The sequence below is a fragment of the Hwangdonia seohaensis genome, assembly GCF_031932625.1.
GTDB classification, from domain to species: Bacteria; Bacteroidota; Bacteroidia; order Flavobacteriales; family Flavobacteriaceae; genus Hwangdonia; species Hwangdonia seohaensis.
Map to the genome: position 1 here is coordinate 1,077,558 of NZ_JAVSCK010000001.1, position 23,225 is coordinate 1,100,782.

18 protein-coding genes are annotated in these 23,225 nt (G+C 37.6%); 5 read left to right on the forward strand and 13 right to left on the reverse strand.

From position 1 onward, the window contains the following. Positions 1 to 75: 75 nt before the first annotated feature. From asnS to rplM, 9 genes are all read right to left on the reverse strand, one after another. Positions 76 to 1,509 carry an asparagine--tRNA ligase gene (asnS, locus tag RNZ47_RS04665; RefSeq protein WP_311937120.1) on the reverse strand — a complete coding sequence of 478 codons (1,434 nt, stop codon included), beginning with the start codon at positions 1,507 to 1,509 and terminating at the stop codon, positions 76 to 78. 109 nt (positions 1,510 to 1,618) lie between these two features. Beyond that, a complete protein-coding gene (locus tag RNZ47_RS04670; protein ID WP_311937124.1) occupies positions 1,619 to 4,021 on the reverse strand; it encodes an efflux RND transporter permease subunit in 2,403 nt (800 codons plus the stop codon). A gap of 59 nt (positions 4,022 to 4,080) precedes the next feature. Beyond that, on the reverse strand, positions 4,081 to 5,310 hold the full coding sequence (locus tag RNZ47_RS04675) for a DUF5686 family C-terminal domain-containing protein (protein WP_311937126.1): 1,230 nt from the start codon (positions 5,308 to 5,310) through the stop codon (positions 4,081 to 4,083). A gap of 98 nt (positions 5,311 to 5,408) precedes the next feature. Next, the gene (gene frr / locus RNZ47_RS04680; protein WP_311937128.1) at positions 5,409 to 5,966 is read right to left on the reverse strand and encodes a ribosome recycling factor; all 558 of its coding nucleotides are present in this window, start codon (positions 5,964 to 5,966) and stop codon (positions 5,409 to 5,411) included. Positions 5,967 to 6,118: 152 nt separating this feature from the next. Next, entirely contained in the window at positions 6,119 to 6,826 is a 708-nt protein-coding gene (pyrH, locus tag RNZ47_RS04685; RefSeq protein ID WP_311937132.1) for a UMP kinase, read from the reverse strand. Between the two features lie 143 nt (positions 6,827 to 6,969). Beyond that, positions 6,970 to 7,944: a translation elongation factor Ts gene (tsf, locus tag RNZ47_RS04690; protein ID WP_311937135.1), complete on the reverse strand. Its 975-nt coding sequence runs from the start codon at positions 7,942 to 7,944 to the stop codon at positions 6,970 to 6,972. A gap of 85 nt (positions 7,945 to 8,029) precedes the next feature. Continuing rightward, entirely contained in the window at positions 8,030 to 8,818 is a 789-nt protein-coding gene (rpsB, locus tag RNZ47_RS04695) for a 30S ribosomal protein S2 (RefSeq protein ID WP_311937138.1), read from the reverse strand. A gap of 195 nt (positions 8,819 to 9,013) precedes the next feature. After that, entirely contained in the window at positions 9,014 to 9,400 is a 387-nt protein-coding gene (gene rpsI / locus RNZ47_RS04700; RefSeq protein WP_311937141.1) for a 30S ribosomal protein S9, read from the reverse strand. After that, positions 9,400 to 9,855 (reverse strand): 50S ribosomal protein L13, encoded by a 456-nt coding sequence (gene rplM, locus RNZ47_RS04705; protein ID WP_311937144.1) that lies wholly within the window; start codon positions 9,853 to 9,855, stop codon positions 9,400 to 9,402. Before rplM ends, rpsI begins: the two co-directional genes overlap by 1 nt. A gap of 706 nt (positions 9,856 to 10,561) precedes the next feature. Here rplM and RNZ47_RS04710 point away from each other — a divergent pair. Both RNZ47_RS04710 and RNZ47_RS04715 read left to right on the forward strand, forming a co-directional pair. Further along, a complete protein-coding gene (locus RNZ47_RS04710; RefSeq protein WP_311937146.1) occupies positions 10,562 to 11,020 on the forward strand; it encodes a toll/interleukin-1 receptor domain-containing protein in 459 nt (152 codons plus the stop codon). Positions 11,021 to 11,060: 40 nt separating this feature from the next. Further along, positions 11,061 to 12,377 carry an RDD family protein gene (locus RNZ47_RS04715; protein WP_311937148.1) on the forward strand — a complete coding sequence of 439 codons (1,317 nt, stop codon included), beginning with the start codon at positions 11,061 to 11,063 and terminating at the stop codon, positions 12,375 to 12,377. Between the two features lie 135 nt (positions 12,378 to 12,512). Here RNZ47_RS04715 and polA read toward each other — a convergent pair whose 3' ends face one another. Beyond that, complete coding sequence (gene polA, locus RNZ47_RS04720) at positions 12,513 to 15,359, reverse strand: DNA polymerase I (protein WP_311937150.1); 2,847 nt, start codon at positions 15,357 to 15,359, stop codon at positions 12,513 to 12,515. 74 nt (positions 15,360 to 15,433) lie between these two features. Continuing rightward, positions 15,434 to 16,441, reverse strand: a complete 1,008-nt coding sequence (locus RNZ47_RS04725) for an isoaspartyl peptidase/L-asparaginase family protein (protein WP_311937152.1) — start codon at positions 16,439 to 16,441, stop codon at positions 15,434 to 15,436. A 197-nt stretch (positions 16,442 to 16,638) separates the two neighbouring features. On the opposite strand from RNZ47_RS04725, the gene RNZ47_RS04730 reads away from it, so the two are divergent. The 3 genes from RNZ47_RS04730 to RNZ47_RS04740 all read left to right on the forward strand — a co-directional run bounded on the left by RNZ47_RS04730 (position 16,639) and on the right by RNZ47_RS04740 (position 19,131). Further along, positions 16,639 to 17,361 carry a copper homeostasis protein CutC gene (locus tag RNZ47_RS04730; RefSeq protein ID WP_311937154.1) on the forward strand — a complete coding sequence of 241 codons (723 nt, stop codon included), beginning with the start codon at positions 16,639 to 16,641 and terminating at the stop codon, positions 17,359 to 17,361. A gap of 102 nt (positions 17,362 to 17,463) precedes the next feature. Next, positions 17,464 to 18,693 carry a metallophosphoesterase gene (locus RNZ47_RS04735; protein WP_311937157.1) on the forward strand — a complete coding sequence of 410 codons (1,230 nt, stop codon included), beginning with the start codon at positions 17,464 to 17,466 and terminating at the stop codon, positions 18,691 to 18,693. Positions 18,694 to 18,834: 141 nt separating this feature from the next. Continuing rightward, the gene (locus RNZ47_RS04740) at positions 18,835 to 19,131 is read left to right on the forward strand and encodes a thioredoxin family protein (RefSeq protein ID WP_311937159.1); all 297 of its coding nucleotides are present in this window, start codon (positions 18,835 to 18,837) and stop codon (positions 19,129 to 19,131) included. A 36-nt stretch (positions 19,132 to 19,167) separates the two neighbouring features. On the opposite strand, the gene RNZ47_RS04745 is transcribed toward RNZ47_RS04740, so the two are convergent. Together RNZ47_RS04745 and RNZ47_RS04750 are read right to left on the reverse strand one after the other, a co-directional pair. Continuing rightward, complete coding sequence (locus RNZ47_RS04745) at positions 19,168 to 19,872, reverse strand: polysaccharide deacetylase family protein (RefSeq protein WP_311937162.1); 705 nt, start codon at positions 19,870 to 19,872, stop codon at positions 19,168 to 19,170. Positions 19,873 to 19,887: 15 nt separating this feature from the next. Beyond that, positions 19,888 to 23,196 carry a protein O-mannosyl-transferase family gene (locus tag RNZ47_RS04750; protein WP_311937165.1) on the reverse strand — a complete coding sequence of 1,103 codons (3,309 nt, stop codon included), beginning with the start codon at positions 23,194 to 23,196 and terminating at the stop codon, positions 19,888 to 19,890. Positions 23,197 to 23,225: the final 29 nt, after the last annotated feature.

The following is a 23,225-nucleotide window of genomic DNA, read 5'->3' on the forward strand; positions in this document are numbered from 1 at the left end:
AGACCTGTCTGATTAAGATACTGAAACAAGTTCAGCACAGGGAACCTGACAGGTCTCTATAATACGAAAGTAAATCTAAAACTCTGCGTTTTGTGGGGTTCGTGGGAAAGGAATAACGTCTCTAATATTGCCCATTCCTGTGGCGAACATCACCAAACGCTCGAAGCCTAAGCCAAACCCAGAATGCACCGCGGTGCCGTATTTGCGTAAATCCAAATACCACCACAGTTCCTCTTCGTCGATATCCAAAGCCTTCATTTTTTCTTTTAAAACCTCTAAACGCTCTTCACGCTGCGAGCCACCAACTATTTCGCCAATGCCTGGGAACAGTATATCCATGGCACGAACGGTTTTGCCGTCTTCGTTTAAACGCATGTAAAACGCTTTTATATTTGCCGGATAATCAAATAAAATCACAGGGCATTTAAAGTGTTTTTCAACAAGAAAACGCTCGTGTTCGCTTTGTAAATCTGCGCCCCATTCGTCGATTAGATATTTGAATTTCTTTTTCTTATTGGGTTTGCTGTTGCGTAAAATATCGATGGCTTCGGTATAGCTTACACGTTTAAAATTGTTTTCGGTAACAAACTTTAATTTTTCAATTAACGTCATATCACTACGTTGCGCCTGCGGTTTAGATTTTTCTTCGTCTTGTAAACGTTTGTCCAAAAACTCTAAATCTTCACGATTGTTTTCTAAAACATAAGTAATAACAGATTTCAAAAAAGCTTCCGCCAAATCCATATTGCCCGCTAAATCCATAAAAGCCACTTCGGGTTCAATCATCCAAAACTCAGCTAAATGGCGCGAGGTATTCGAGTTTTCGGCGCGAAAGGTCGGACCAAAGGTATATACTTTGCCTAAAGACATCGCATAGGTTTCAGCTTCCAATTGCCCCGAAACGGTAAGGTTGGTTTCTTTTCCGAAGAAATCTTTTGAAAAATCGACTTCGCCTTCATCATTTAATGGCGGATTTTTAGCATCTAAATTGGTAACGCGGAACATTTCTCCGGCACCTTCGGCATCGCTTCCCGTTACTATGGGCGCGTGCATATAGTAAAACCCGTTTTCGTTAAAATATTTATGAATGGCAAACGACAGGGCAGAACGCAAACGCATCACGGCACTAAAGGTGTTGGTTCGCGTGCGTAAATGGGCATTCTCCCTTAAAAATTCAAATGAGTGTTTTTTAGGTTGAATAGGAAAGGTCTCAGCATCAGAATCGCCTAAAATTTCAATGGAATTCACATTGATTTCAACATTTTGGCCTTTGCCTTGGCTTTCCACCAATTCGCCTTTTATATGAAGTGCAGCACCCGTTGTAATACGTTTTAAAATAGCTTGGTCTGTATTTTCAAAGTCCACTACACATTGTATATTATTTAAAGTAGAACCATCATTTAAGGCTATAAAACGATTTGCTCTAAAGGTTCTTACCCAACCCTTGATTTCTACTTCTGGCAGGGTAATTCCCTGCGATAATAATTGTGATACGGTACGTAATTGCATGTGTATTTAATTTTAAAGTGCAAATATAAAGAAAGCCTTTGGGCTTTCAATCTTCAAATAATCAAAAAACAAACACCAAAATGAGAAATATCCTTTTTGGATTTTATCATTAGTTATTTGCAATTTCCTCTGTGTCGTCTTCCTCTGGAATAATATTTATCGAAGGTTCTTTCAATACTTCTTTATTGGCAATACTGCGTTCTAAAGACAGTAATAAAGACGGTAATAACAAGAGGTTTGAAAGCATAGCAAAAAGTAAAGTCGCCGAAACCAAAGCCCCTAAAGCCACCGTACCGCCAAAGCTGGAAATGGTGAAAACCGAGAATCCAAAGAATAAAACTATGGAGGTGTAAAACATGCTTACACCGGTTTCGCGTAAAGCGGCATAAACCGATTTTTTTATTTTCCAATGGTTGGCCTGTAACTCTTGTCTGTATTTTGCTAAAAAGTGAATCGTATCATCAACCGAAATACCAAAAGCAATACTAAACACCAAAATGGTTGACGGTTTTATAGGCACACCCAAATAGCCCATTAAACCTGCGGTTACCAATAATGGCAGGAGGTTAGGGATGAGCGATACAATTATCATTCTAAAAGACCTGAACATATAGGCCATAAATAATGAAATAAGAAATATGGCTAACGATAGCGAAATGGCTAGGTTTTTTACCAAGTATTTGGTGCCTTTTTGAAACACCAATGCTTTGCCCGTCATGCTTACGTTGTAGCGTTCTTTAGGAAAAACCTTGTCTATTTCGGTTTGCAGGTTTTCCTCGATGCGCTCCATTTTATCGGTGCCAATATCCTTCATAAAAGTGGTGATACGTGCGTATTGCCCGGTGCTGTCTACAAAGTTTTTAAGCAAATCGACATTGGATGTCGAGTTTTTGGCATACGATAAAATAAAACTGTTTTCCTGCGATGTTGGTAGTTGGTAATGCTTGGGGTTGCCGTTGTAATACGCCTGTTTGGAGTATTTAACCAAACCAACAACCGAAATGGGTTTAGAGAGTTCGGGCGTTTCGATAATTAAATCCTCCAGTTCGTTCATGCGTTTTAAGGTGCCTAGTTTCATAACACCTTTTTTGCGCTTGGTGTCAATCATAATTTCCAAAGGCATAATACCGCTAAACTCATCTTCAAAAAAACGAATATCGTTTACAAATTCAGATTCTTGAGGCATATCGTCAATCAAACTCCCCGAGATTTTTATTTGATAAATACCAATAATACTGGCTATAAGCAATACCAATGACGTGGCGTAAATGGCAATGCGTTTTTGCTTTACCATGCGTTCCATCCAATCAACAAAAGCACCTATCCAACGCTTGTTTAAGTGTTCTAAATGACGCTCTTTTGGGTACGGTAAAAAGGTGTAAATTATTGGAATGATGAGCAGGCACAAAATAAAAATAGCCAAAATACTTAGCGATGCCACAATACCAAATTCCTTTAAAAGCTTGCTTTCGGTTAAAATAAAAGTAGCAAAACCAGAGGCTGTGGTAACGTTGGTCATTAACGTTGCATTCCCGATTTTGGTGATAACTCGTTGCAACGATTTTACTTTATTGCCGTGCAGTTTAACCTCGTGTTGATATTTGTTTATTAAAAAGATGCAATTTGGAATACCAATTACAATTATTAATGGCGGAATCAAGGCCGTTAAAACGGTAATCTCGTAGTTTAACAAACCTAGGAAACCCAAGGTCCACATCACGCCAATACACACCACGATTAACGAAATAAAAGTGGCTCGAAAGGACCTGAAAAAGAAAAAGAAAATAAGCGAGGTAACCAACAATGCAGCAACAATAAACTTGCCTATTTCGTCAATAATAAGTTGGGAGTTTAGGGTTCTTATATAAGGCATTCCAGACACCCTAACATCTAAATTTTGGGCGATTTCAAAAGCTTCAATCGTCGGGTTTAAAACATCGATAACAAAGTCTTTTCTGGCCGACGTGTTAACAATATCCTTTTTTAAATAAATGGCTGTTCTAATCGTTTTTGTTTCTTTATTAAACAGGAAATTATCATAAAACGGATACTTTTTAAAAAGCTCATCTTGAAGCGTTTCAATTTGTTTTAAAGAAGAAACCGAATCTTTTATAAAAGGTTCGAGCCTGAATTTTGCGTTTTCATCATCCTTGATAAGCTTTTGTAAATCTTTGATTGAAATAACAGTTTCAACATCTTCAAATTGTTTGAATGATTCTGAAAGTTTGTTCCAAGCATTCAACTTTTCAACGGTAAAAAGCGATTCATCTTTAACTCCAAGAACAATTAAATTACCTTCTTCACCAAAGATTTTTAAAAAATCGTTATAAACCACATTTACCTCGTGGTCGTCCGGTAATAAGTTGGCTTCGGTGTGCGTAAACCGCATGTTTTTCCACTGAAAACTAAAAAATACAGTAGCCCCAATTATGGCAACAAGAATGGCTATTTTGTTACGCAAAATAAGTCTTGCCGTTACATCCCAGAAGTTTTTTGTGAATAGTTTAAACATGCTCTGTTTTAAAGATGCGCAAAGGTAGAAAAAACAATGTATAACTAACTTTAATTCCCTTATAATGTTACGTTAAAGGTGAATTTTAGGGCAATATTATCTTCTGTTTTAGGTAAATGATATGCGCCATATCTGTACGAAAAACTTAAACCAAAGCCAAAGAGCAATTTGTTAAGCTCGAAACCGGATTCGGTGTAGCCCTTTTTTAAAGAATTAAATGTTACATTTTGATGCCTTTCCGGGTTTTCTATGTCGCCAATGGCGTATCGGGTTATTAATACCAATTGCGGTTGGAAACGTTTGGATATTTTAAATGGCGCTATATAATGTTTGAGTTGAAAGGTTGTGAATTTATCCGAAAAAAACTCATTAAAAAACATGGTTTCAAAACTATTTAAACCGGCCACCGAAAACCGTTGCATAATGGTTTCTTTTCTGATGTTGTTTGGGTATGCGTGGTACAAATGGGTTAATGGCGCATTTTCAGAGGTGATGCCAGAAACTAAAGTTATTTCTGAAAGGGCGTCGTTTTTATGTGGTATTTTATGAATGGTTCTAAAATCCAGTTTTGAAAAATTTATGTTGCTGTTAAATAAATTTTTAAAGCTATTGGTAAACTGAAGCGTAAATTTTGGGTAGCCTTCCTTGGTTTCGATTAATTTGTTTTTTGCATAGTCATAATGGCTAAAAGGGCTCCATTGCAATGCTAAAGTTACGGTGCTTAAATGAAACTCGCTAAGTGCATTGTTGTTAAAAACGTATTGGTAATTGTACGTTGGGTTTATATTGCTTACCGCAAACTGTGTTTCGGTTAATAATTTTGACGCTAATTGGTGCTCGATGGAAATAGCTTTTGTAACGTGTTTATGGAACAAATCGATATTTAACAAACGGGGTTCGAAAAATTGGAAAAAGCGGGTGTCGGTTAAAAACTTTGTGCTTCCGGTTTCTTGCAAATCGTTGGTATACGACGCGTTTAACCAGGTGTTTGTTTTTTCGGCCAACCTGAAACCAGCGCCGATACTGTATTTAAAACGGTGGTCTTTAAAACCGTAAACGGTATAGCCGTTAATTCGGAAGGTCTCTGAAAGCGCCTCGTTGGTTATGCCACCAATACCAGTTCTGAGGCCCTCGTATTGATTGAATTTTATTAAATAGCGCAAGTCGAAATTAAAATACTTGGTGGGCAAAAAACCGTTTCCGAGTTGCTTAACAAAAGCTTTTTTTTTAATCGAATCTTGTTTGGGTTCTATTTCCGTATTTGAAAAAGATTGGGAGTGCAGCAACATTGTAAAAATGAAAAACAGGAAAGTTGTACAATGTTTTAGCATGTGCGCGATAAAAGTTAGGGTTTATAAAAAAAGCGACAATTTAGTCGCTTCTTAAATTACACGGTCATGATTTCTTTTTCTTTATTTTCAAAGATATCATCTATCCTTTTCACGTATGAGTCCGTCATTTTTTGTATATCAATTTCAGCATTCTTTTGAAGGTCTTCTGAAATATCATCATTCTTTTTAACGTCGTTCATGGCGTCTTTACGTGCTGTTCTAACACTGATTTTTGCATCTTCGGATTCTGCCTTTGCTTGTTTTGCAAGGGCACGACGGCGTTCTTCGGTTAAAGGCGGTACATTAATGATAATGGTTTCTCCGTTATTCATGGGGTTAAAACCAAGGTTGGCATAAGCAATACCACGTTCAATTTCCTGCAACATGCTTTTTTCCCAAGGCTGAACGGTTATTGTTCTTCCATCGGGTGTATTTACGTTGGCTACTTGACTTAAGGGCGTTTGCGAACCGTAGTAATCTACCATAACGCTACCCAACATTGCGGGACTTGCTTTTCCGGCCCTAATGTTTACCAATTGCTTTTCCAAATGCTTTATGGCATTATCCATAGCTTCTTTTGCCGTGTCTAATATAAATTGTACGTCTTCATTCATGTTTTAAAATTTTATATCAATAATTTCAAAAATTGCGCCAAACTAACAAGCTTTAATTTTATAATGTGGTGTTAGTTTAGATTCCCTTTTTTAAGGGAATGACAATTTATTTGAAACTTTAAGGTGATACCTTAAAGTTATAATTTTAATAATCAAATATTCACTTCTGTTCCAATTTTTTCACCAGAAACAACTTTCATTAAATTTCCTCTGGTATTCATATCGAAAACTATTATTGGCAGTTTGTTTTCCTGGCTTAATGTAAACGCTGTGGTATCCATTACTTTCAACCCTTTTCTCAGTACATCGTCAAATGTGATGTGCTCAAATTTTATAGCCGAATGGTCTTTTTCAGGGTCTGTGTTATAAATACCATCAACCCGTGTACCTTTTAAAATCACATCGGCTTCAACTTCAATTGCTCTTAAAACAGCCGCAGAATCGGTAGTAAAATACGGATTTCCGGTGCCGCCACCAAAAATAACAACACGTCCTTTTTTAAGATGGCTCATCGCTTTTCTGCGTATAAAAGGTTCGGCCACCTCATTTATTTTAATGGCAGTTTGCAACCGTGTTTTCACACCGGCATCTTCCAAAGCGTTTTGCAATGCTAAACCGTTTATTACGGTTGCCAGCATACCCATGTGATCGCCTTGAACCCTGTCCATGCCATTCATGGCGCCAGCTACGCCTCTAAAAATATTACCGCCACCAATTACAATAGCCACTTCGATGCCCTTCTCTGTAACGGCTTTAATATCTTGGGCATATTCTGCTAATCGTTCGGGGTCGATACCATATTGTCGGTCGCCCATTAAGGCTTCGCCGGATAATTTAAGTAGGATGCGTTTGTATTTCATAATGTTTTTGAAAGTTTAGCAAAGCTACATAATTTTTTTATTTTTTGAATTTATAAATAAGTCCTTTTTAAGGATAAAAAAACCACTATTCTTTTAAGAATAGTGGTTTATGCTTTAGATTCCTGTTTTAACAGAAATTAGAATTATCCTAAAGTAACTCGTTTAAATCCTGAAATTTCAACATCACCAAAAGAAGAAACATATTCGGCAACGGTTTTCTTTTCGTCTTTAATGAACTTTTGATCTAGTAAGCATTGCTCTTGATCCAAAGTTGTATTATCAGAAATAAAACGCTCCATTTTACCAGGTAAAATTCTGTCCCAAATCTGTTCTGGCTTACCTTCAGCTTTAAGTTCTGCTTTTGCAGCTTCTTCTGCCTCGGCAATAACTTCTGGAGTTAATTGTGCCATAGAGATGTATTTTGGTACATTTTTTAGGGTTTTGCCCAAACGTCCTAATTCTATATTGTCTTTTTCAATTACTGCGATACGCGCTTCAGTTTCCGATGCAATGTAAGCCGGGTCAAAATCTTTATAAGATAAAGTGGTAGCTCCCATAGAGGCCACTTGCATGGCAACATCTTTTACTAAGGTTTCGGCGTTGTCAACATTAGCAGATAAGCCTACTAAAGCAGCAATTTTATTAATGTGAACGTAAGTTCCAACATAAGCAGCTTCTAGTTTTTCAAATGCATTGATTTCTAGTTTTTCGCCAATCACACCAGTTTGTTCAACTAATTTCTCGGCAACTGTCATGCCTCCAAAATCTGCTGCTAAAAATGATTCTTTAGAATCGTGGTTTAAAGCAATATCGGCCAATTGATTAGCTAATGCCAAAAAGTTTTCGTTTTTACCAACAAAATCCGTTTCACATCCTAAAACAATAGCGACACCTGAAGTATTATCGGCATTTACTTTAGATACAGCGGCACCTTCGCTAGATTCGCGGTCTGCTCTTTTTGCTGCAACTTTTTGTCCTTTTTTACGTAAAACCTCAATGGCTTTGTCAAAATCACCTTCGGCTTCAACCAATGCTTTTTTGCAGTCCATCATGCCTGCACCAGTAGCTTGTCTTAATTTATTAACCTCTTGGGCTGTTATTTTTACTGTAGTACTCATAGTAATTATAATTTAAAAAAGTCGTTTAATTTATTTTTCAATTGAGAAAAAGAACTAAACGACTTATTTGTGTGTATTGTGTTATTTATTCTTCTTCTTCAGCAACAGCTTTTTTAGCTGGAGCAGCTTTAGCTTTAGCCTCGGTTTTTGGAGTTTCCTCTTTAGCAGATGCCGTTGCATCTTTTTCAGCTTTACGCTCAGCCAAACCTTCTGCTATTGCAGAGGCTACGTGCGTTAATATCTTGTCTATCGATTTAGAAGCGTCATCATTTGCTGGTATAACATAATCAACCTGACGTGGGTCGGAGTTGGTGTCAACCATGGCAAAAATAGGAATGTTTAATTTTTGAGCTTCTTTAATAGCGATGTGCTCACGCTTAATATCTACAACAAACAAAGCTCCCGGTAAACGCGTCATATCGCTAATAGAACCTAAGTTTTTTTCTAACTTCGCTCTTAAACGATCAACTTGTAAACGTTCTTTTTTAGATAAGGTTAAAAACGTACCGTCTTTCTTCATTCTATCGATAGAGGCCATTTTTTTAACCGCTTTTCTAATAGTAACAAAGTTGGTTAACATACCACCCGGCCATCTTTCTGTGATGTAAGGCATGTTAATTTCGCCGGCTTTTTCAGCGACGATATCTTTGGCTTGTTTTTTTGTTGCAACGAATAAAATCTTACGACCCGAGTTTGCAATTTTAGCTAATGCTGCACCTGCTTCCTCAATTTTTGCCGCTGTTTTATAAAGGTTGATAATATGGATGCCGTTGCGCTCCATATATACGTAAGGCGCCATGTTTGGATCCCACTTACGTGTAAGGTGACCGAAGTGTACACCTGCTTCAAGTAATTCTTTTACTTCTACTGCCATTTTGTAATAGTTTACGTTCTGTTGAATTAGCAATAATTAAGTGGTCATTTTTTAAATCGCCTTAACTATTTAGATGCTAAACTAAATCCTGTTTTTTACAACTAGGACAACAATAACTGTTTAAATTTTTTGTTTTAATTTTCAACAAGATTAAGATAACTGATAAACAGTTCCTCAATCAAGTTGAGGATAAAATTAACGTTTCGAGAATTGGAACTTCTTACGAGCTTTCTTCTGTCCGAATTTCTTACGCTCTACCATTCTTGGATCTCTTGTTAATAAACCTTCTGGTTTTAATGTTAATCTGTTCTCTGCATCAACTTCGCACATAGCGCGAGAAATTGCCAAACGAACAGCTTCTGCTTGACCTGTAATACCTCCTCCAAATACATTTACTGTAATATCAAAGTTGGCGTCATTGTTAGTCAAAACTAATGGTTGTTTTACTTTGTACTGTAAAGTAGCGGTAGTAAAATAATTAGCTAAGTCTTTTTTATTGATTGTAATGTTACCTTTTCCTGGGGCAACATAAGCGCGCGCAACAGCCGTTTTTCTACGGCCAATTTTGTGAATTACATCCATTATTTGAATTCGTTTAAGTTAATTGCCTTTGGTTTTTGCGCTGCATGAGCATGCTCTGAACCAACAACAACGGTTAGATTACGGAATAACGCTGCACCTAATTTGTTTTTAGGTAGCATTCCTTTTACTGATTTTTCTACTACTCTTGCAGGGTCTTTCCCGTACAATTCAGTAGCAGTTAAACTTTTTTGACCTCCTGGGTAACCTGTGTGACGAATGTACGTTTTGTCGTTCCATTTGTTTCCAGATAACGTGATTTTTTCAGCATTGATAATAATTACATTATCTCCGCAATCTACATGAGGTGTGAAGTTTGGCTTGTGTTTACCTCTTAAAAGTTTTGCAACTTTAGAGCTTAAACGACCAAGCGCCTGACCTTCAGCATCAACTAAAACCCACTCTTTATTTACAGTAGCTTTGTTTGCTGAAATCGTTTTGTAGCTTAATGTGTCCACACTTTAAATTTTTTCTAATTAAACATTCCTCTCTCAAAAAGAGTTTGCAAATTTACGATTATATATTTGATTACCAAATAGTGAAGTGAGATTATTTTAGATTAATAATTGCGGGTTTTGGGCGATTGAATTTTATCAAATAAAAACCCAATCGATTACCAAGAAATTTGATGAACTGATTGGGTGTAAATATTACGTGGTGTGTTCTGTTTTTCAGCTTGAAAGGCCTAATTGTTTTCAACAAATTTAAGATTGATGCCAACTGATAACAAATGGTTTTTATCGGTAAAGTAACCGTTGTTATTATCATCAATTTAATGATATGAGTGATTGATTAAACCATATTTATGGTGGTAAAAGGTAGTAACTTTTACAAAATCAATCATTTATATGCGTGTGCTTATAGAATATTAAGATATTTTATACTAAATTGCTGAAGAAATTCAAGGCGTTTGTAAGTGAAAGTATAGCGACAGATAAAAAAAGATCATTTAATTATTTTTTATTAACTTTAATATTCTCTAAGTCTAATTCTAGGCGCTCTATTTTATTGAATTTCAACAATTACTACCCCAATCTATTTTTTTTGATCTTATGCATTTTGTGATTTCTTTTTATTTTAAAAGGATTTCGTTATGGCGATTTCTTATTACCATTTAAATGAAAAACCAGTTTGTAATTAACAATTAAAAACCCATAAACAATTATGTCAGACCAAGCCGTCAAAATTTTCACTTCATATGCCCATGAAGATGAAGGCCTCAAAGATGAAATGGATAAATACCTAAAAGTACTAAAGCGCTCGGGCAAGATTGATGCTTGGAACGATCGGGAATTAATTGCAGGACAGGAATGGAATGCCGGCATTATGGATGAACTTGCTAAAGCCAATATCATTTTACTTTTGGTAAGTGTCGATTTTCTCGCTTCCGATTTTATTTGGGATAAAGAATTGGCAGAAGCCATGAAACGTCACGAAGCCGGAGACGCCTTTGTAGTGCCTATTATTTTAAGAAATTGTAAATGGACCAGCATGCCATTTGCAAAATTGCAGGCTTTGCCGCGAAATGCAAAACCGATTTCTGAATATGCCGATAGAGATGCAGCCTTCACCGAAGTAGCAACCGGAATTGAACGCCTTGTAGATCATATCCTATCAAAATAAATAGTATAAAATAAAGTAACCAACCAAAATATTTATAACTATGGCAACAAGCACACAGTCTTCAATGCCCACTAAAAAAGGAAAAATCACCGTATATTTCCTAGCGGCTCCCGAAGATGAAGAACAAACCAAAGCGGTGAAAAAATACCTCTCACCGGTAGTGAGGAATTCTGAAATTCCCATTGAAATTTTAAGCGATTTCGAGATCCCACCAGGACAGGATATTAACGAATATAAGCTTCAATTATATGATGCCGATATTGTTTTGGCGTTTATAAGTGCCGATTTTATTAACGATGATCAAACTTATATTCGCACCCAAAAAGTTATTGAAAGATATAATAACGATGAAACAATTATGCTGCCCATTTTGGTAAGGAATTGTATGTGGAAATCTACGCCATTTGTAAACTTACCACTATTGCCGAAAAACACGCAACCGCTTAATAACAAACAATTTTGGAACAGTGAAGATGATGCCTTAACCTCGGTGGTTAACGATATTTACGAATCCATAAATGAATTCAGTTATAATAATGTTGATTCTGTTGAAGATGACGTTGTAGAGGAAGCATCGAAAGCTGATATTTCGGAATTGCTTTCCGAAATGGAAATTACCGAACCAACCGCGGACCCCACGCCAGCATCTTCATTGGCAGATTCTGAAATTGACGTTCCGGATAGTACAGAAGCATTAGCAGACCAAGTTGAAGAAGTTGTTGAGGCTAAACAAACCAAAGCACCAATAGTTGAAGAGGAACCGATAATTGAAAAGAAACCGATAGTTGAAAAAGAAGCTAAAAAAGAAACCGTAAAACCCAGAGAAAGAAAGAAAATTGCAAATGTTGACATGCAGGTTGACTGGCGTAAAAAGTATTACCGCAGGGTATTATGGAAACGGGCTTTGGCTTTTTTCCTTGATCAAATATTAACTACAGTACCGCTTTTTTTCATTGGATCAATTTTAGGTGGAGTAGGCTGGTCGGCATTTGCCTCCGAAGAAGTTATTATGGATGAAACAGCAGAACTTACCATGAATGATTGGTTCTTTTTCATAATTATTCCTATGTTATTGTATTTTGTCGTTAGCGCAGTCGTTGAGTCCTCTAAGTATAAAGGTACATTTGGGAAACTAATAATGAAAATGGAAATTACAGACCGTCAAGGCAACCGAATTGGTTTTTTCAGGGCGTTTTTTAGAAATATACTAAGGTTTTTTATGGGTTATTTGTATTTGCTTGTTATTCCATTTATAATTCAAATTTTCACATATAGAAAATACAAAAAACTTTTTCACGACCAGATTTCATATACGGTAGTAGGTGAACGTTTGAAAAAAGAAAAACATGTAAAGTAATCTCATTAGAATTCAAAAAGAATTTAAAACAGAAATCTTTAAATTATTTGTCTGTTTCGTCTAAAAATGAACAGCAGTGATTTAAAGGTTTTTGCTTCTTAAGTACAATTGGCGGTGTATTTTTGCGAAATAAGCTTAATGCGCCTCCAGCCAATTTTCGCCTACATCCATCTCCACGTCCAACGGTACATCCATTACAAAAGCCTGTTCCATTTCGGTTTTAATCAAGGTTTTCATGGCTTCAAGCTCGGGTTTATAAACATCAAAAACCAATTCGTCATGGACTTGCAGTAACATTTTGGTTTTGTAATCGCCTTCTTGTAATTTGTTATAAATATTAATCATGGCGATTTTAATAATGTCGGCGGCACTTCCTTGAATAGGCGCATTTACGGCATTTCGTTCGGCAGCGCCACGAACCACCGCATTTCTGGAATTAATATCTTTTAAATAACGGCGACGTCCCAAAACGGTTTGCACATAGCCGTTATCGCGGGCAAAATCGATTTGTTCGTGAACATAACTTCGCAGTTTCGGATAGGTGGCATAATAGGTGTCAATCAATGCTTTGGATTCGCTTCGCGATAAATCGGTTTGATTGCTCAGTCCAAAAGCTGAAACGCCATAAATAATACCAAAGTTTACGGTTTTGGCGTTGCTTCGTTGCTCGCGGGTAACTTCGCCCAAAGGCACACCAAATACCTTTGAAGCTGTTGAAGCATGAATATCTTCACCGTTTTTAAAGGCTTCAATCATGTTTTCTTCTTTGCTCAAAGCCGCAATAATGCGCAGTTCTATTTGAGAATAATCGGCAGCTAGCAAGGTGTAATTTTCATCACGGGGAATAAACGCTTTTCGTACCTGTCGCCCACGTTCGGTTCTAATTGGAATGTTCTGTAAATTCGGATTATTACTACTCAAACGCCCGGTTGCTGCAACGGTTTGCATATAATCGGTGTGCACCCTTCCCGTTAATTCTTCAACCTGAAGCGGTAAGGCATCCACATAGGTGCTTTTTAATTTTGCCAATCCACGATACTCTAAAATATCCCGAATAATGTCGTGGTCTTTGGCGAGATAAGATAAAATATCTTCACCCGTTGCATATTGTCCCGTTTTGGTTTTTTTGGGTTTGTCAACCAACTTTAGTTTTTCAAATAAAATAACACCCAATTGTTTGGGCGATGCAATGTTAAATTCCTCGCCCGCTTCGGTATAAATTTTCGTTTCTAAATCCTTTATATCCGTATTTAACTGCTCCGATAGCGAATGTAAAAAGTCTTTATCCAAATTAATGCCTTCCAATTCCATGGCCGCCAAAACGCGCAGTAGCGGAATTTCAATCTCGTCAAACAGCTTTTGTGTGTTGGCCTCACCCAATTCTTTTTCAAAATGTTCTTTTAATTGCAAGGTAATATCGGCATCTTCAACGGCGTATTCGGTTTGTTTTTCCAGCGGCACCTCGCGCATCGACAGTTGGTTTTTGCCTTTTTTCCCAATCAGTTCGGTTATCGAAATTGGCGTATAATTCAAATAGGTTTCGGCAAGCACGTCCATATTGTGCCGCATATCCGGGTTAATCAGGTAATGCGCCAACATGGTATCAAACAATTTGCCTTTTACGCTAACATTGTATTTTGCTAAAACCTTAATGTCGTATTTTAAATTCTGACCGATTTTTTCAATCGCTTCACTTTCAAAAAACGGCCGTAATTCTTCAATCAATGCTTGCGCTTCATCCTTGTTTTCGGGAAACGGCATGTAAAAACCTTTGCCCACTTCCCACGAAAATGCAATGCCCACCAATTCTGCCGTCAACGGGTTTAACCCTGTGGTTTCGGTATCAAAACACACCGAAGTTTGGTTCATTAAATTTTTAACAAACAATTTGGTGGCCATTCCCAAGGCGACACTTTGGTAAAAATGCGACGATGTTTCCGAGGTTTTTCTGGTGTTGCTTGTTGGCGCTTCCGCGGAATTGTCTTCTGCTCCAAATAGAGAAAATTGACCAGCTCCAGCAGATTTAACTTCCTTTGGTGTGGCTTTTGTTTCCGTTTTATCTGAAGGTTTTTCGGGTGAAGATTGAGCAGTTTCCGTTTCGGTTGAAAACGTTTTTAAAAAATTATCGGTCAATCTCCTAAACTCCAATTCCTGAAAGATGTCTTTAACCTTTTCAATATCGGGATGGTCCAGTTCAAAATCTTTGGCATTAAACGTTACCGGAACATCCAACATAATGGTCGCCAATTGTTTGGAGAGCAATCCCAGTTCGCCGTTAGCCTCCACTTTTTCTTTCATTTTGCCCTTAAGCTTATCGGTATTGGCCAATAAACCTTCCATACTGCCAAATTCCTTAATGAATTTTTTGGCCGTTTTTTCACCAACGCCCGGTAATCCGGGAATATTGTCGCTGGAATCGCCCATCATTCCCAAAAAATCAATCACTTGCATAGGGTCGGTTACTTCAAATTTTTTCTGCACTTCGGGGATGCCCCAAGTTTCGTAACCACCACCAAAAACGGGACGGTACATAAAAATATTTTCGGTTACCAATTGCGCAAAATCTTTGTCGGGCGTTACCATAAAGGTTTGGTAGCCTTCTTTTTCCGCTTGGCGGGACAGGGTGCCAATTACATCATCGGCTTCATAACCTTCCTTAACCATAATGGGAATGTGCATGGCTTTTAAGATCTCATAAATGTACGGAACTGCTGTTTTTATACCTTCGGGCGTTTCATCCCTGTTGGCTTTGTAGGCTTCAAACATTTCTACACGGTCTGCGCTACCGCCTTTATCAAAACAAACGGCTAAATGGTCGGGGCGTTCGCGTTTAATTACATCCAAAAGGGAGTTCATAAAACCCATAATGGCCGAAGTGTCTTCGCCTTTGGAATTAATTCGGGGGTTTTTTATAAAGGCATAATACCCGCGAAAAATTAAGGCATAGGCATCAACTAGAAAAAGGCGTTTTTGTTCAGACATTTTGTTTGTTTTGAAAGAAAACCAAAACTACGAAAAGTTGTAGTTTAATTTGAAATAAATAAAATATTTGCGAATTATTCTTTATCCTTCAAATAATAATCCGATTGGTAATTTTCGTTTTTTCCATCTTGATATTTCGTCATGCTAAACCATTCGTGAATGGAATACGATCCCGTTTCTCCTTGTTTATTAACGGCAATATAACCCACTTGAAAGTTTTTGTAATTACTGTTTGGTTTGCTCACAATTCTACCAATAGCTTCTTCGCAAGCTTCTTGTGGCGATTTGCCTTGGCGCATTAATTCTACCACTAAAAAGCTGCCAACGGTTTTTACAACCTCTTCGCCCAAACCAGTGGCAACCGCGCCACCAACTTCGTTATCCACAAATAAACCGGAGCCAATTATTGGAGAATCGCCCACACGACCAGCCATTTTATAAGCGAGTCCGCTTGTGGTGCACGCCCCGGAAATATCGCCATTTTTATCGATAGCGAGCATGCCAATGGTATCGTGGTTTTCAATATTTATAATCGGTTTGTATTCTTTTTCAACAAGCCATTCTTCCCATTCTTTCTTTGAGGCATCCGTTAAAAGATTTTCGCGTTTCATGCCACTTTCAACAGCAAATTGTTCGGCGCCTTTTCCGGCAAGCATCACATGTGGTGTGTCTTCCATAACTTTTCTTGCCACGGTAATAGCGTGGGTGATATTTTGCATATACACCACGGCACCGCAGTCTCCTTTTTTATTCATTATACACGCATCAAGGGTTACATTCCCATCTCGATCGGGCCTCCCGCCTTTACCTACGGATTGGTTTTTTTCATCGGCTTCTTCAACCATAACACCTTGCTCCAAAGCATCCAAAACCGAACCTCCTTGTTGTAAGACGTCCCAAGCTTTTGCGGTGGCGTTCGGTACATTCCAGGTGGCAATTACTAAGGGTAACGATGCTTTTGCGTTTGTTGCGGCCGCTTTGTTTTCTTCTTTTTTATTTTCGGCGCAAGCTATAATAGAGCTTCCAACGGCAACGCCAACACCACTTAAAGAGGCGTTTTTAATAAAGTTTCTTCTTTTCATATTTTTGTTTTTTTCAATGATCATATGTAGCTTCCATATAACCATTAATTTGGGTATTGAATTCTAGTTATGGAAGTTCCATCTAAGTTTTATATTTTTTCATTTCCAAAATCCCAATGATTGTCGCACGGAAATCATATTTAGTTTAAAAGCATTTGCTAAATTATACTTAATTTTGGCTTCTAAGATACTAAAAAATGCTACTAGAAATTTGTGCCAATTCATATCGTTCTGCAATTCATGCCGAAAATGCAGGGGCAAATCGTATTGAGTTGTGTTCTGAACTTGCCATTGGCGGGATAACACCAAGTTTTGGGCTGATTAAAAAAGTAACAGAAACCCTTAAAATTCCCGTGTTTGTTCTAATACGTCCAAGAAGCGGAAACTTTACCTATTCAGATGATGAGTTCGAAATTATGAAAAGCGATATTCTACAATGTAAAGCGCTGGGTTGTAGCGGCATTGTTTCTGGGGTTTTAAATAAAAACAATACCATTGACGTTGTACGAACCAAAATTTTAATGGACCTCGCAAAACCATTGCCCTTTACGTTCCACCGTGCGTTTGATTGGGTTGAAAATCCTTTGGAAGCCTTAGGGCAACTTGCGGATTTGGGTGTTGATAGGGTGCTTACTTCGGGACAGGAAACCGCTGCTAATAAAGGCTTGGAACTGCTTAAACAGCTAAAGGAAAAGGCCGAAAATAAAATTGGAATACTTCCAGGGGGCGGTATCAATGCTGAAAATGCCCTATTGTTTAAAGAGGCCGGTTTTAACGAAATCCATTGCTCTGCAACAACAATAAAACAAGTTATTGAAACACCTAAAATTTCTATGCACAGTGCTTCTTTTTTTGACGAACGTACTATTTCATTTTCAGACGAAACCCGCATCGCCAATATTATTATAGCCATTTCATAGTAAGTTACAGCAATTAAACGATGACGTTTCTTAACGTAGCGTTAAATATGTTTTGCAGATAAAGCTGGAATATTTAAATAAGGTATCTTTGGAAAAAAAGCTATGTCGCGTTGGATTATTTTTATTCTTTTCTACCTGTTTATATCGTTTTATGGTTTTCAAGCCATTAAAACAATAAGCAAAAGTAATTGGGTGTACATTATTTTTATTGGTATTGCTTTACTGGTTTTAGGCAATTTCATGTTTCAGTTTTTAGCAGCTTCAGATGGGCGCGTTTTAAATCCTTCAAAAAGTTATGCCTTTGGGTTTTTACTCGCTTTTATGTCTTTTAACTTAGTTATTATTCCCATTTTATTAGGCGAAGATATTATTAGAGTCGTGTTGGGTTTGTATGATAAATTGGTTACTACTAAAGAAACTTTCTACATGCCTTCCAGACGAAAATTTATCAGTCAGATTGCTATAGGATTGGCAGCAATTCCGTTTGCATCGCTTCTTTATGGCATGTACAAAGGCAAATACCGCTTTAGGGTTTTAAGCTATAAATTGTATTTTGAAGATTTGCCAGAAGCCTTTGATGGCTATAAAATAACCCAAATTAGCGATATTCATTGTGGCAGTTTTGATAACAGAACCAAGATTGAATATGGCGTAGATTTAATTAATGAACAGAAATCGGATGTGATTATGTTTACAGGGGATTTGGTCAATAACAAAAGCTCTGAAATGGCGGCGTGGAAAGATTTGTTTGGATCGTTAAAGGCTAAGGATGGGATATACTCGGTATTGGGTAATCATGATTATGGCGATTATGTAAATTGGCCAACATCAGAAGCCAAAGCACAAAATTTTAAGGACTTGATACAAACCCAAAAAGACATGGGTTTCGATTTGCTTTTAAACGAAAGTAGAACCATTGAAAAAAACGGCCAACGTTTAGCTATTATAGGTGTTGAGAACTGGGGCGCTGGCGGTTTTAAAAAGGCTGGAGATTTAAAAAAGGCCGCTCAACAGGTTGATAAGGATGATTTTAAAATCTTGATGAGCCACGACCCTTCGCATTGGGAGCAAGAGGTGGTTCAAGACGATTATCATTACCATTTAACTTTAAGCGGGCATACCCACGGCATGCAATTTGGCATCGAAATACCGGGGTGGTTTAAATGGAGTCCCGTAAAATGGCGCTATAAACATTGGGCTGGTATTTACAAAGAAAAAGGGCAATACATAAACGTAAACCGCGGCTTTGGCTATTTAGGCTATCCAGGGCGTGTTGGTATTTGGCCGGAAATAACGGTTATCGAACTTAAAAAGGGCGTAAAAGATGCATAAATACTAACTAATGTTGTAGTTGCAACAATTTTTTTTATATTTATAATTAAGTATCAACAACTTAGTTTATGGCGTTGATTTCAAACTAAAATAAAAAATTGTAGGTTTGTAATGCTTTGTATTGATTTAAAACATTAAGATATGTCAAAATTCGGGGAACTTATCGATGTGGATATTCCTGTTCTGTTAGACTTTTTTACAGAATGGAACGAACAATCAACGGCCATGCATCCCGTACTTCGAGACGTTGCTGCAGCATTAGGTGATAAGGCAAAAGTGATTAAAATTGATGTTGAAAAAAACGAAGAACTTGCCGAAGCTTTACGTGTAAAAGGCTTGCCCACATTAATTATTTATAAAGATGGCGAAATGAAATGGCGCCAAAGCGGAGAGCAAGATGCCAATACACTTATTGGAATTATTCAGCAATATTTTTAAGCTTCTAAGCTTCTAAGCTTCTAAGCTTCTAAGCTTCTAAGCTTTTAAGCTTTTAAAGCTATATCCTTTTTCGTTAAAATATTCCAAAACTTTTGGTAAAGCATATTGCATGTTTTTTGAAGCTTTCACACTATCGTGAAACACAATGATGCTTCCGTTTGTGCTTTTTGAAATCACATTATTTAAGCAACCCTCGGGCGTAACGTTTTTATCCCAATCAAAAGACAGCACATCCCACATGATTATTTTGTAACCTAACCCGATGAGTTGTTTGCCCTGTTTTGGTTTGATTTGTCCGTAAGGCGGTCTAAATAGTTCAGAGTTTAGGGTTTTAAGTTCAGGGTTTTGAGTTTCAAGTTCCGCACTTCCAATGCGCTCAGTGTTACAAACTTTAATTTGAGAATTTATAACTTTTTCTGCTTCTGAAACATTTTCTAAATAATCTTTGGTTTTGGTTTTCCAACCTTTAATGTGATTGTGTGTATGATTGCCAATGGCATGACCATCATTTATAATATGCTGAAAAATCTCCGGATGCTTTTCAATATTATGGCCAATGCAAAAAAAAGTGGCTTTGGCGTTGTATTGTTTTAAAACATCCAAAGTCCAATTGGTGATGTCGGGCGTTGGCCCATCATCAAAAGTTAAATAGATGGTTTTGCCAGCGGTTGGGATGTTCCAAATATAATTTGGAAACATCCGCTTTACCAACATAGGTGTTTTTACAGGTGTTAAGGTCATGCCTTAAATCTGAAATTAATTAGCTGTATCTATCTGTAAACTGCTGCTATCGGGAATATCTAAATCCGTTTGCTGTTGCTCTTCTTCAAGCTCGTCTTCGCCGTAAAAGTGCCTAAACAGTTTTAAGTAGTTATTGAAAATATCGCCTTCAGTTTCGGCAAAATCAATATCGTATTCCACTAAAACATCAATAAGGCTTTTATAACGTTGTATATCGGTGTAAATTTCTTCAAACAAACGCTCTTGATTTTCAACTTTTAAACCGCTGTAATAGGTTAGGTTTTCCTGATATTTATTGGCTACTTCTTTAAATAATTGTTGCGCTTTTTCTTTGTTTCCAACCTCGTAATAGCCGCTAATGTAAGGCTCTAAAAGGGTGTAAAAACCAAAGTATTCAACAGGCATATTGGTCATGGCAATATCGGCTATTTCCTCGGCTTTCTCTGGTTTGTCTTCATTAATAAGCTGTTCCATTAAACGCGCCAAATTCCCGCGGTAAGTAATTGAGTTTTTGCGGGTTTCAACATCGTGGTAAATATCCGGACTACCACTATTGCCCCAATCCCATTTTTTAACTTTTTCGTACATTAAATCGCTATCAACGCGACCCATATCAAAAGGATTTGCTCTATCAACCGGTGTTTTAATGGGCACCAATTTATAGCACATGCCATCGAGTTGCAGATAGTCTTTCATCCAGATGTAATCGTCTTCCGCGAAAGCGCCACCAGTAAAATTAATGGGGCGTTTCCAATCGTTGTTGGCAACAACGTCAAGCATTAAAAGGCGGTTTTTATATACAGCACCATCTTTAATATGAATGTCGATATGCGATACCATTTTATCGGCGTCCTCTGGTTTTACGATGCCGTATTTTAGTGCATTTTCTTTATTTACAGGAAGTCTTAAATGTCCCGTAGGTAAATAGTTTGCATTTAAATCTTGGTTTCTAACCTGCGAAACATCAACACCTTGTTGTTGCAGGATATATTGGTATTTAGATCGTGGATTATTGCTGGTTATAAAGTTTAAAGCTTCCTTAATTTCAAGCGTATCTTTAATGACGTTCTCAACCATCACATAATCATTAGTGCCGTATCTGTAATGCTCGTGTGTTAATTGCGAAGGAATAGGATCGCTTTCATAAGCTTTACGTTTCATTTGGTCGATGTACCAATCGGTTTGAAATAAACTGGTGTTTACCACACGCACATCGGTACGATAACCTTCAATTTCTTGGGCGTACCAAAGGGCAAACGTATCGTTATCGCCAATGGTAAACAGTATGGCGTTTTCTTCACAGGAATCCAAATATTTATAGGCCATAGATCGTGCGGTGTATTTGCCCGATCTATCGTGGTCGTCCCAATTGTTTGCGGCTAAAATACCTGGAACCAAAATTAAACAAGCTATGGTTATTATGGGTACAGCGAGTTTTGATGGCAAGTGTTTTTTAAGCATTTCGTAAATGGCGTAAACCCCAAAACCAATCCAAATGGCAAATACATAAAATGAGCCTACAACGGAGTAATCGCGTTCGCGGGGTTCAAACGGGCGCACATTGGTGTAAAACTGAATGGCCAACCCAGTAAACAGGAAAAACACCAGCATCACCCAAAAGGTTTTTTTGTCTTTGTTAAAGAGGAAGAACATGCCTATTAGCCCTAAAATTAACGGTAGGAAATAGTATGTGTTTCGCGCTTTGTTGTTTTTTACATCGCTTGGTAAATTATCTTGCGAGTAGCCTAAATGCCATTCGTCAATAAATTTTATACCGCTTAGCCAATTCCCATGATTGTCGTAGCGGCCTTGAATATCGTCTTGTCGCCCTGTGAAATTCCACATAAAATAACGCCAATACATATACCCGAGTTGGTATTCGAGCATGTAAAGAATGTTTGAAGCCAACGAGGGTTTTTCAATATCGATATAACTTTTAAATCGTTTTAAAAAGTTGTGGTAATCTTCGTAATCTACATTGCCACGGGCGACATCGTTTTTAAAATCGGATACTGCTTTACGAAGCTCGTTTTGCATTTGGTAATCGGGTTTCAGCTTAAAATCCAAATACCCGGAAAACATCATATAATTTTCGGCATGTTCTGGACTCCACATTCTCGGAAGAACAGCGGCGTGTTTTGAGTTGTAGTTTTGTTTGGCGTTTTTGTAATCGTTTACAATAACGTATTTGCCTTTTTCCTTGTCTTTTTCGTAGTTGGGTTTATCGTCTGTGTACGGATTTCTTTCATCCAAATACGCATATTGGTCGGTAAACAAAGGGCCGTAAAACAAATGGGTTTCCGGGTATTGTTCCAGATTGTAATAGGCTAGTAGCTCTCGGGCGTCAGATGGGTTATTTTCGTTAACTACCACATTGGCATTGGCACGAATAGGCAGCATTAACCAAGTAGAAAAACCTACGATGACAAAGGTAATGCAAAGAATGCCCGTATTTAAGTGCACGTATTGTTTTTGCCGCGTGTACCTTAAGGCATAATAAATAATGGCTATTAATAATAAACCAGCTATTATGGTTCCGGAGTTAAACGGCAAGCCAACGCTATTGACAAAAAAGATTTCAAAAGCACTGAATATTTTAAGGATATTGGGCGCTAATAATTTAAAAACAAACAGTAAAATACCAATGGAAACGGCATTTGCAATAATGAAGTTTTTAACCGTAACGGTCTTGTAGTTTTTAAAATAATAAATAAGACCAATGGCAGGAATGGTTAAAAGGCCCATAAAATGCACCCCAAAAGAAAGCCCGATAATAAAGGCAATTAAAATAAGCCAGCGGTTGCCACGGGGTTTGTCCATGTCCTGTTCCCAGCGTAAGCCCAACCAAAATAACACCGACATAATTAAAGTAGCCATGGCGTAAACCTCGGTTTCAACGGCATTAAACCAAAACGAATCGGTAAATGTAAACGCTAAACTGCCCACCAAACCACTGCCTAAAATAGCCATGGCCTGTTGCGAATTAATGTCTCCATTTTTTGCTACTAGTTTTACCAATAGCAACGTAATGGTCCAAAACATAAATAAAATGGTAAATGCGCTGGCAATGGCACTCATCATGTTCATCATCCAGCCCACTTGCGAAGGCTCAAAAGCAAACATGGAAAAGAAGGCCCCAAGCATTTGGAATAAAGGCGCTCCCGGTGGGTGGCCAACCTGTAATTTTGCCGAGGTTAAAATGTATTCGCCCGCGTCCCAATAACTTACCGTGGGTTCAACGGTTAAACTGTACGTAATTAATGCAATTAAAAAAGAGAGCCATCCTAAAATGGTATTCCATTCTTTAAAGTTTAAATGTGCCATAAAATCTATGTTTATTTGCTTGGGCGAAT

Bases quoted from the DNA above. Each gene is read 5' to 3' on its own strand.
- pyrH (WP_311937132.1), bottom strand. From the start codon at position 6,826: ATGAAATACAAACGCATCCTACTTAAATTATCCGGCGAAGCCTTAATG.
- RNZ47_RS04730 (WP_311937154.1), top strand. From the start codon at position 16,639: ATGCTACTAGAAATTTGTGCCAATTCATATCGTTCTGCAATTCATGCC.
- RNZ47_RS04725 (WP_311937152.1), bottom strand. From the start codon at position 16,441: ATGAAAAGAAGAAACTTTATTAAAAACGCCTCTTTAAGTGGTGTTGGC.
- RNZ47_RS04675 (WP_311937126.1), bottom strand. From the start codon at position 5,310: ATGTTGCTGCACTCCCAATCTTTTTCAAATACGGAAATAGAACCCAAA.
- RNZ47_RS04670 (WP_311937124.1), bottom strand. From the start codon at position 4,021: ATGTTTAAACTATTCACAAAAAACTTCTGGGATGTAACGGCAAGACTT.
- rpsI (WP_311937141.1), bottom strand. From the start codon at position 9,400: ATGGATGTAATTCACAAAATTGGCCGTAGAAAAACGGCTGTTGCGCGC.
- RNZ47_RS04740 (WP_311937159.1), top strand. From the start codon at position 18,835: ATGTCAAAATTCGGGGAACTTATCGATGTGGATATTCCTGTTCTGTTA.
- polA (WP_311937150.1), bottom strand. From the start codon at position 15,359: ATGTCTGAACAAAAACGCCTTTTTCTAGTTGATGCCTATGCCTTAATT.
- RNZ47_RS04710 (WP_311937146.1), top strand. From the start codon at position 10,562: ATGTCAGACCAAGCCGTCAAAATTTTCACTTCATATGCCCATGAAGAT.
- RNZ47_RS04735 (WP_311937157.1), top strand. From the start codon at position 17,464: ATGTCGCGTTGGATTATTTTTATTCTTTTCTACCTGTTTATATCGTTT.
- asnS (WP_311937120.1), bottom strand. From the start codon at position 1,509: ATGCAATTACGTACCGTATCACAATTATTATCGCAGGGAATTACCCTG.
- tsf (WP_311937135.1), bottom strand. From the start codon at position 7,944: ATGAGTACTACAGTAAAAATAACAGCCCAAGAGGTTAATAAATTAAGA.
- frr (WP_311937128.1), bottom strand. From the start codon at position 5,966: ATGAATGAAGACGTACAATTTATATTAGACACGGCAAAAGAAGCTATG.
- rpsB (WP_311937138.1), bottom strand. From the start codon at position 8,818: ATGGCAGTAGAAGTAAAAGAATTACTTGAAGCAGGTGTACACTTCGGT.
- RNZ47_RS04750 (WP_311937165.1), bottom strand. From the start codon at position 23,196: ATGGCACATTTAAACTTTAAAGAATGGAATACCATTTTAGGATGGCTC.
- RNZ47_RS04745 (WP_311937162.1), bottom strand. From the start codon at position 19,872: ATGACCTTAACACCTGTAAAAACACCTATGTTGGTAAAGCGGATGTTT.
- RNZ47_RS04715 (WP_311937148.1), top strand. From the start codon at position 11,061: ATGGCAACAAGCACACAGTCTTCAATGCCCACTAAAAAAGGAAAAATC.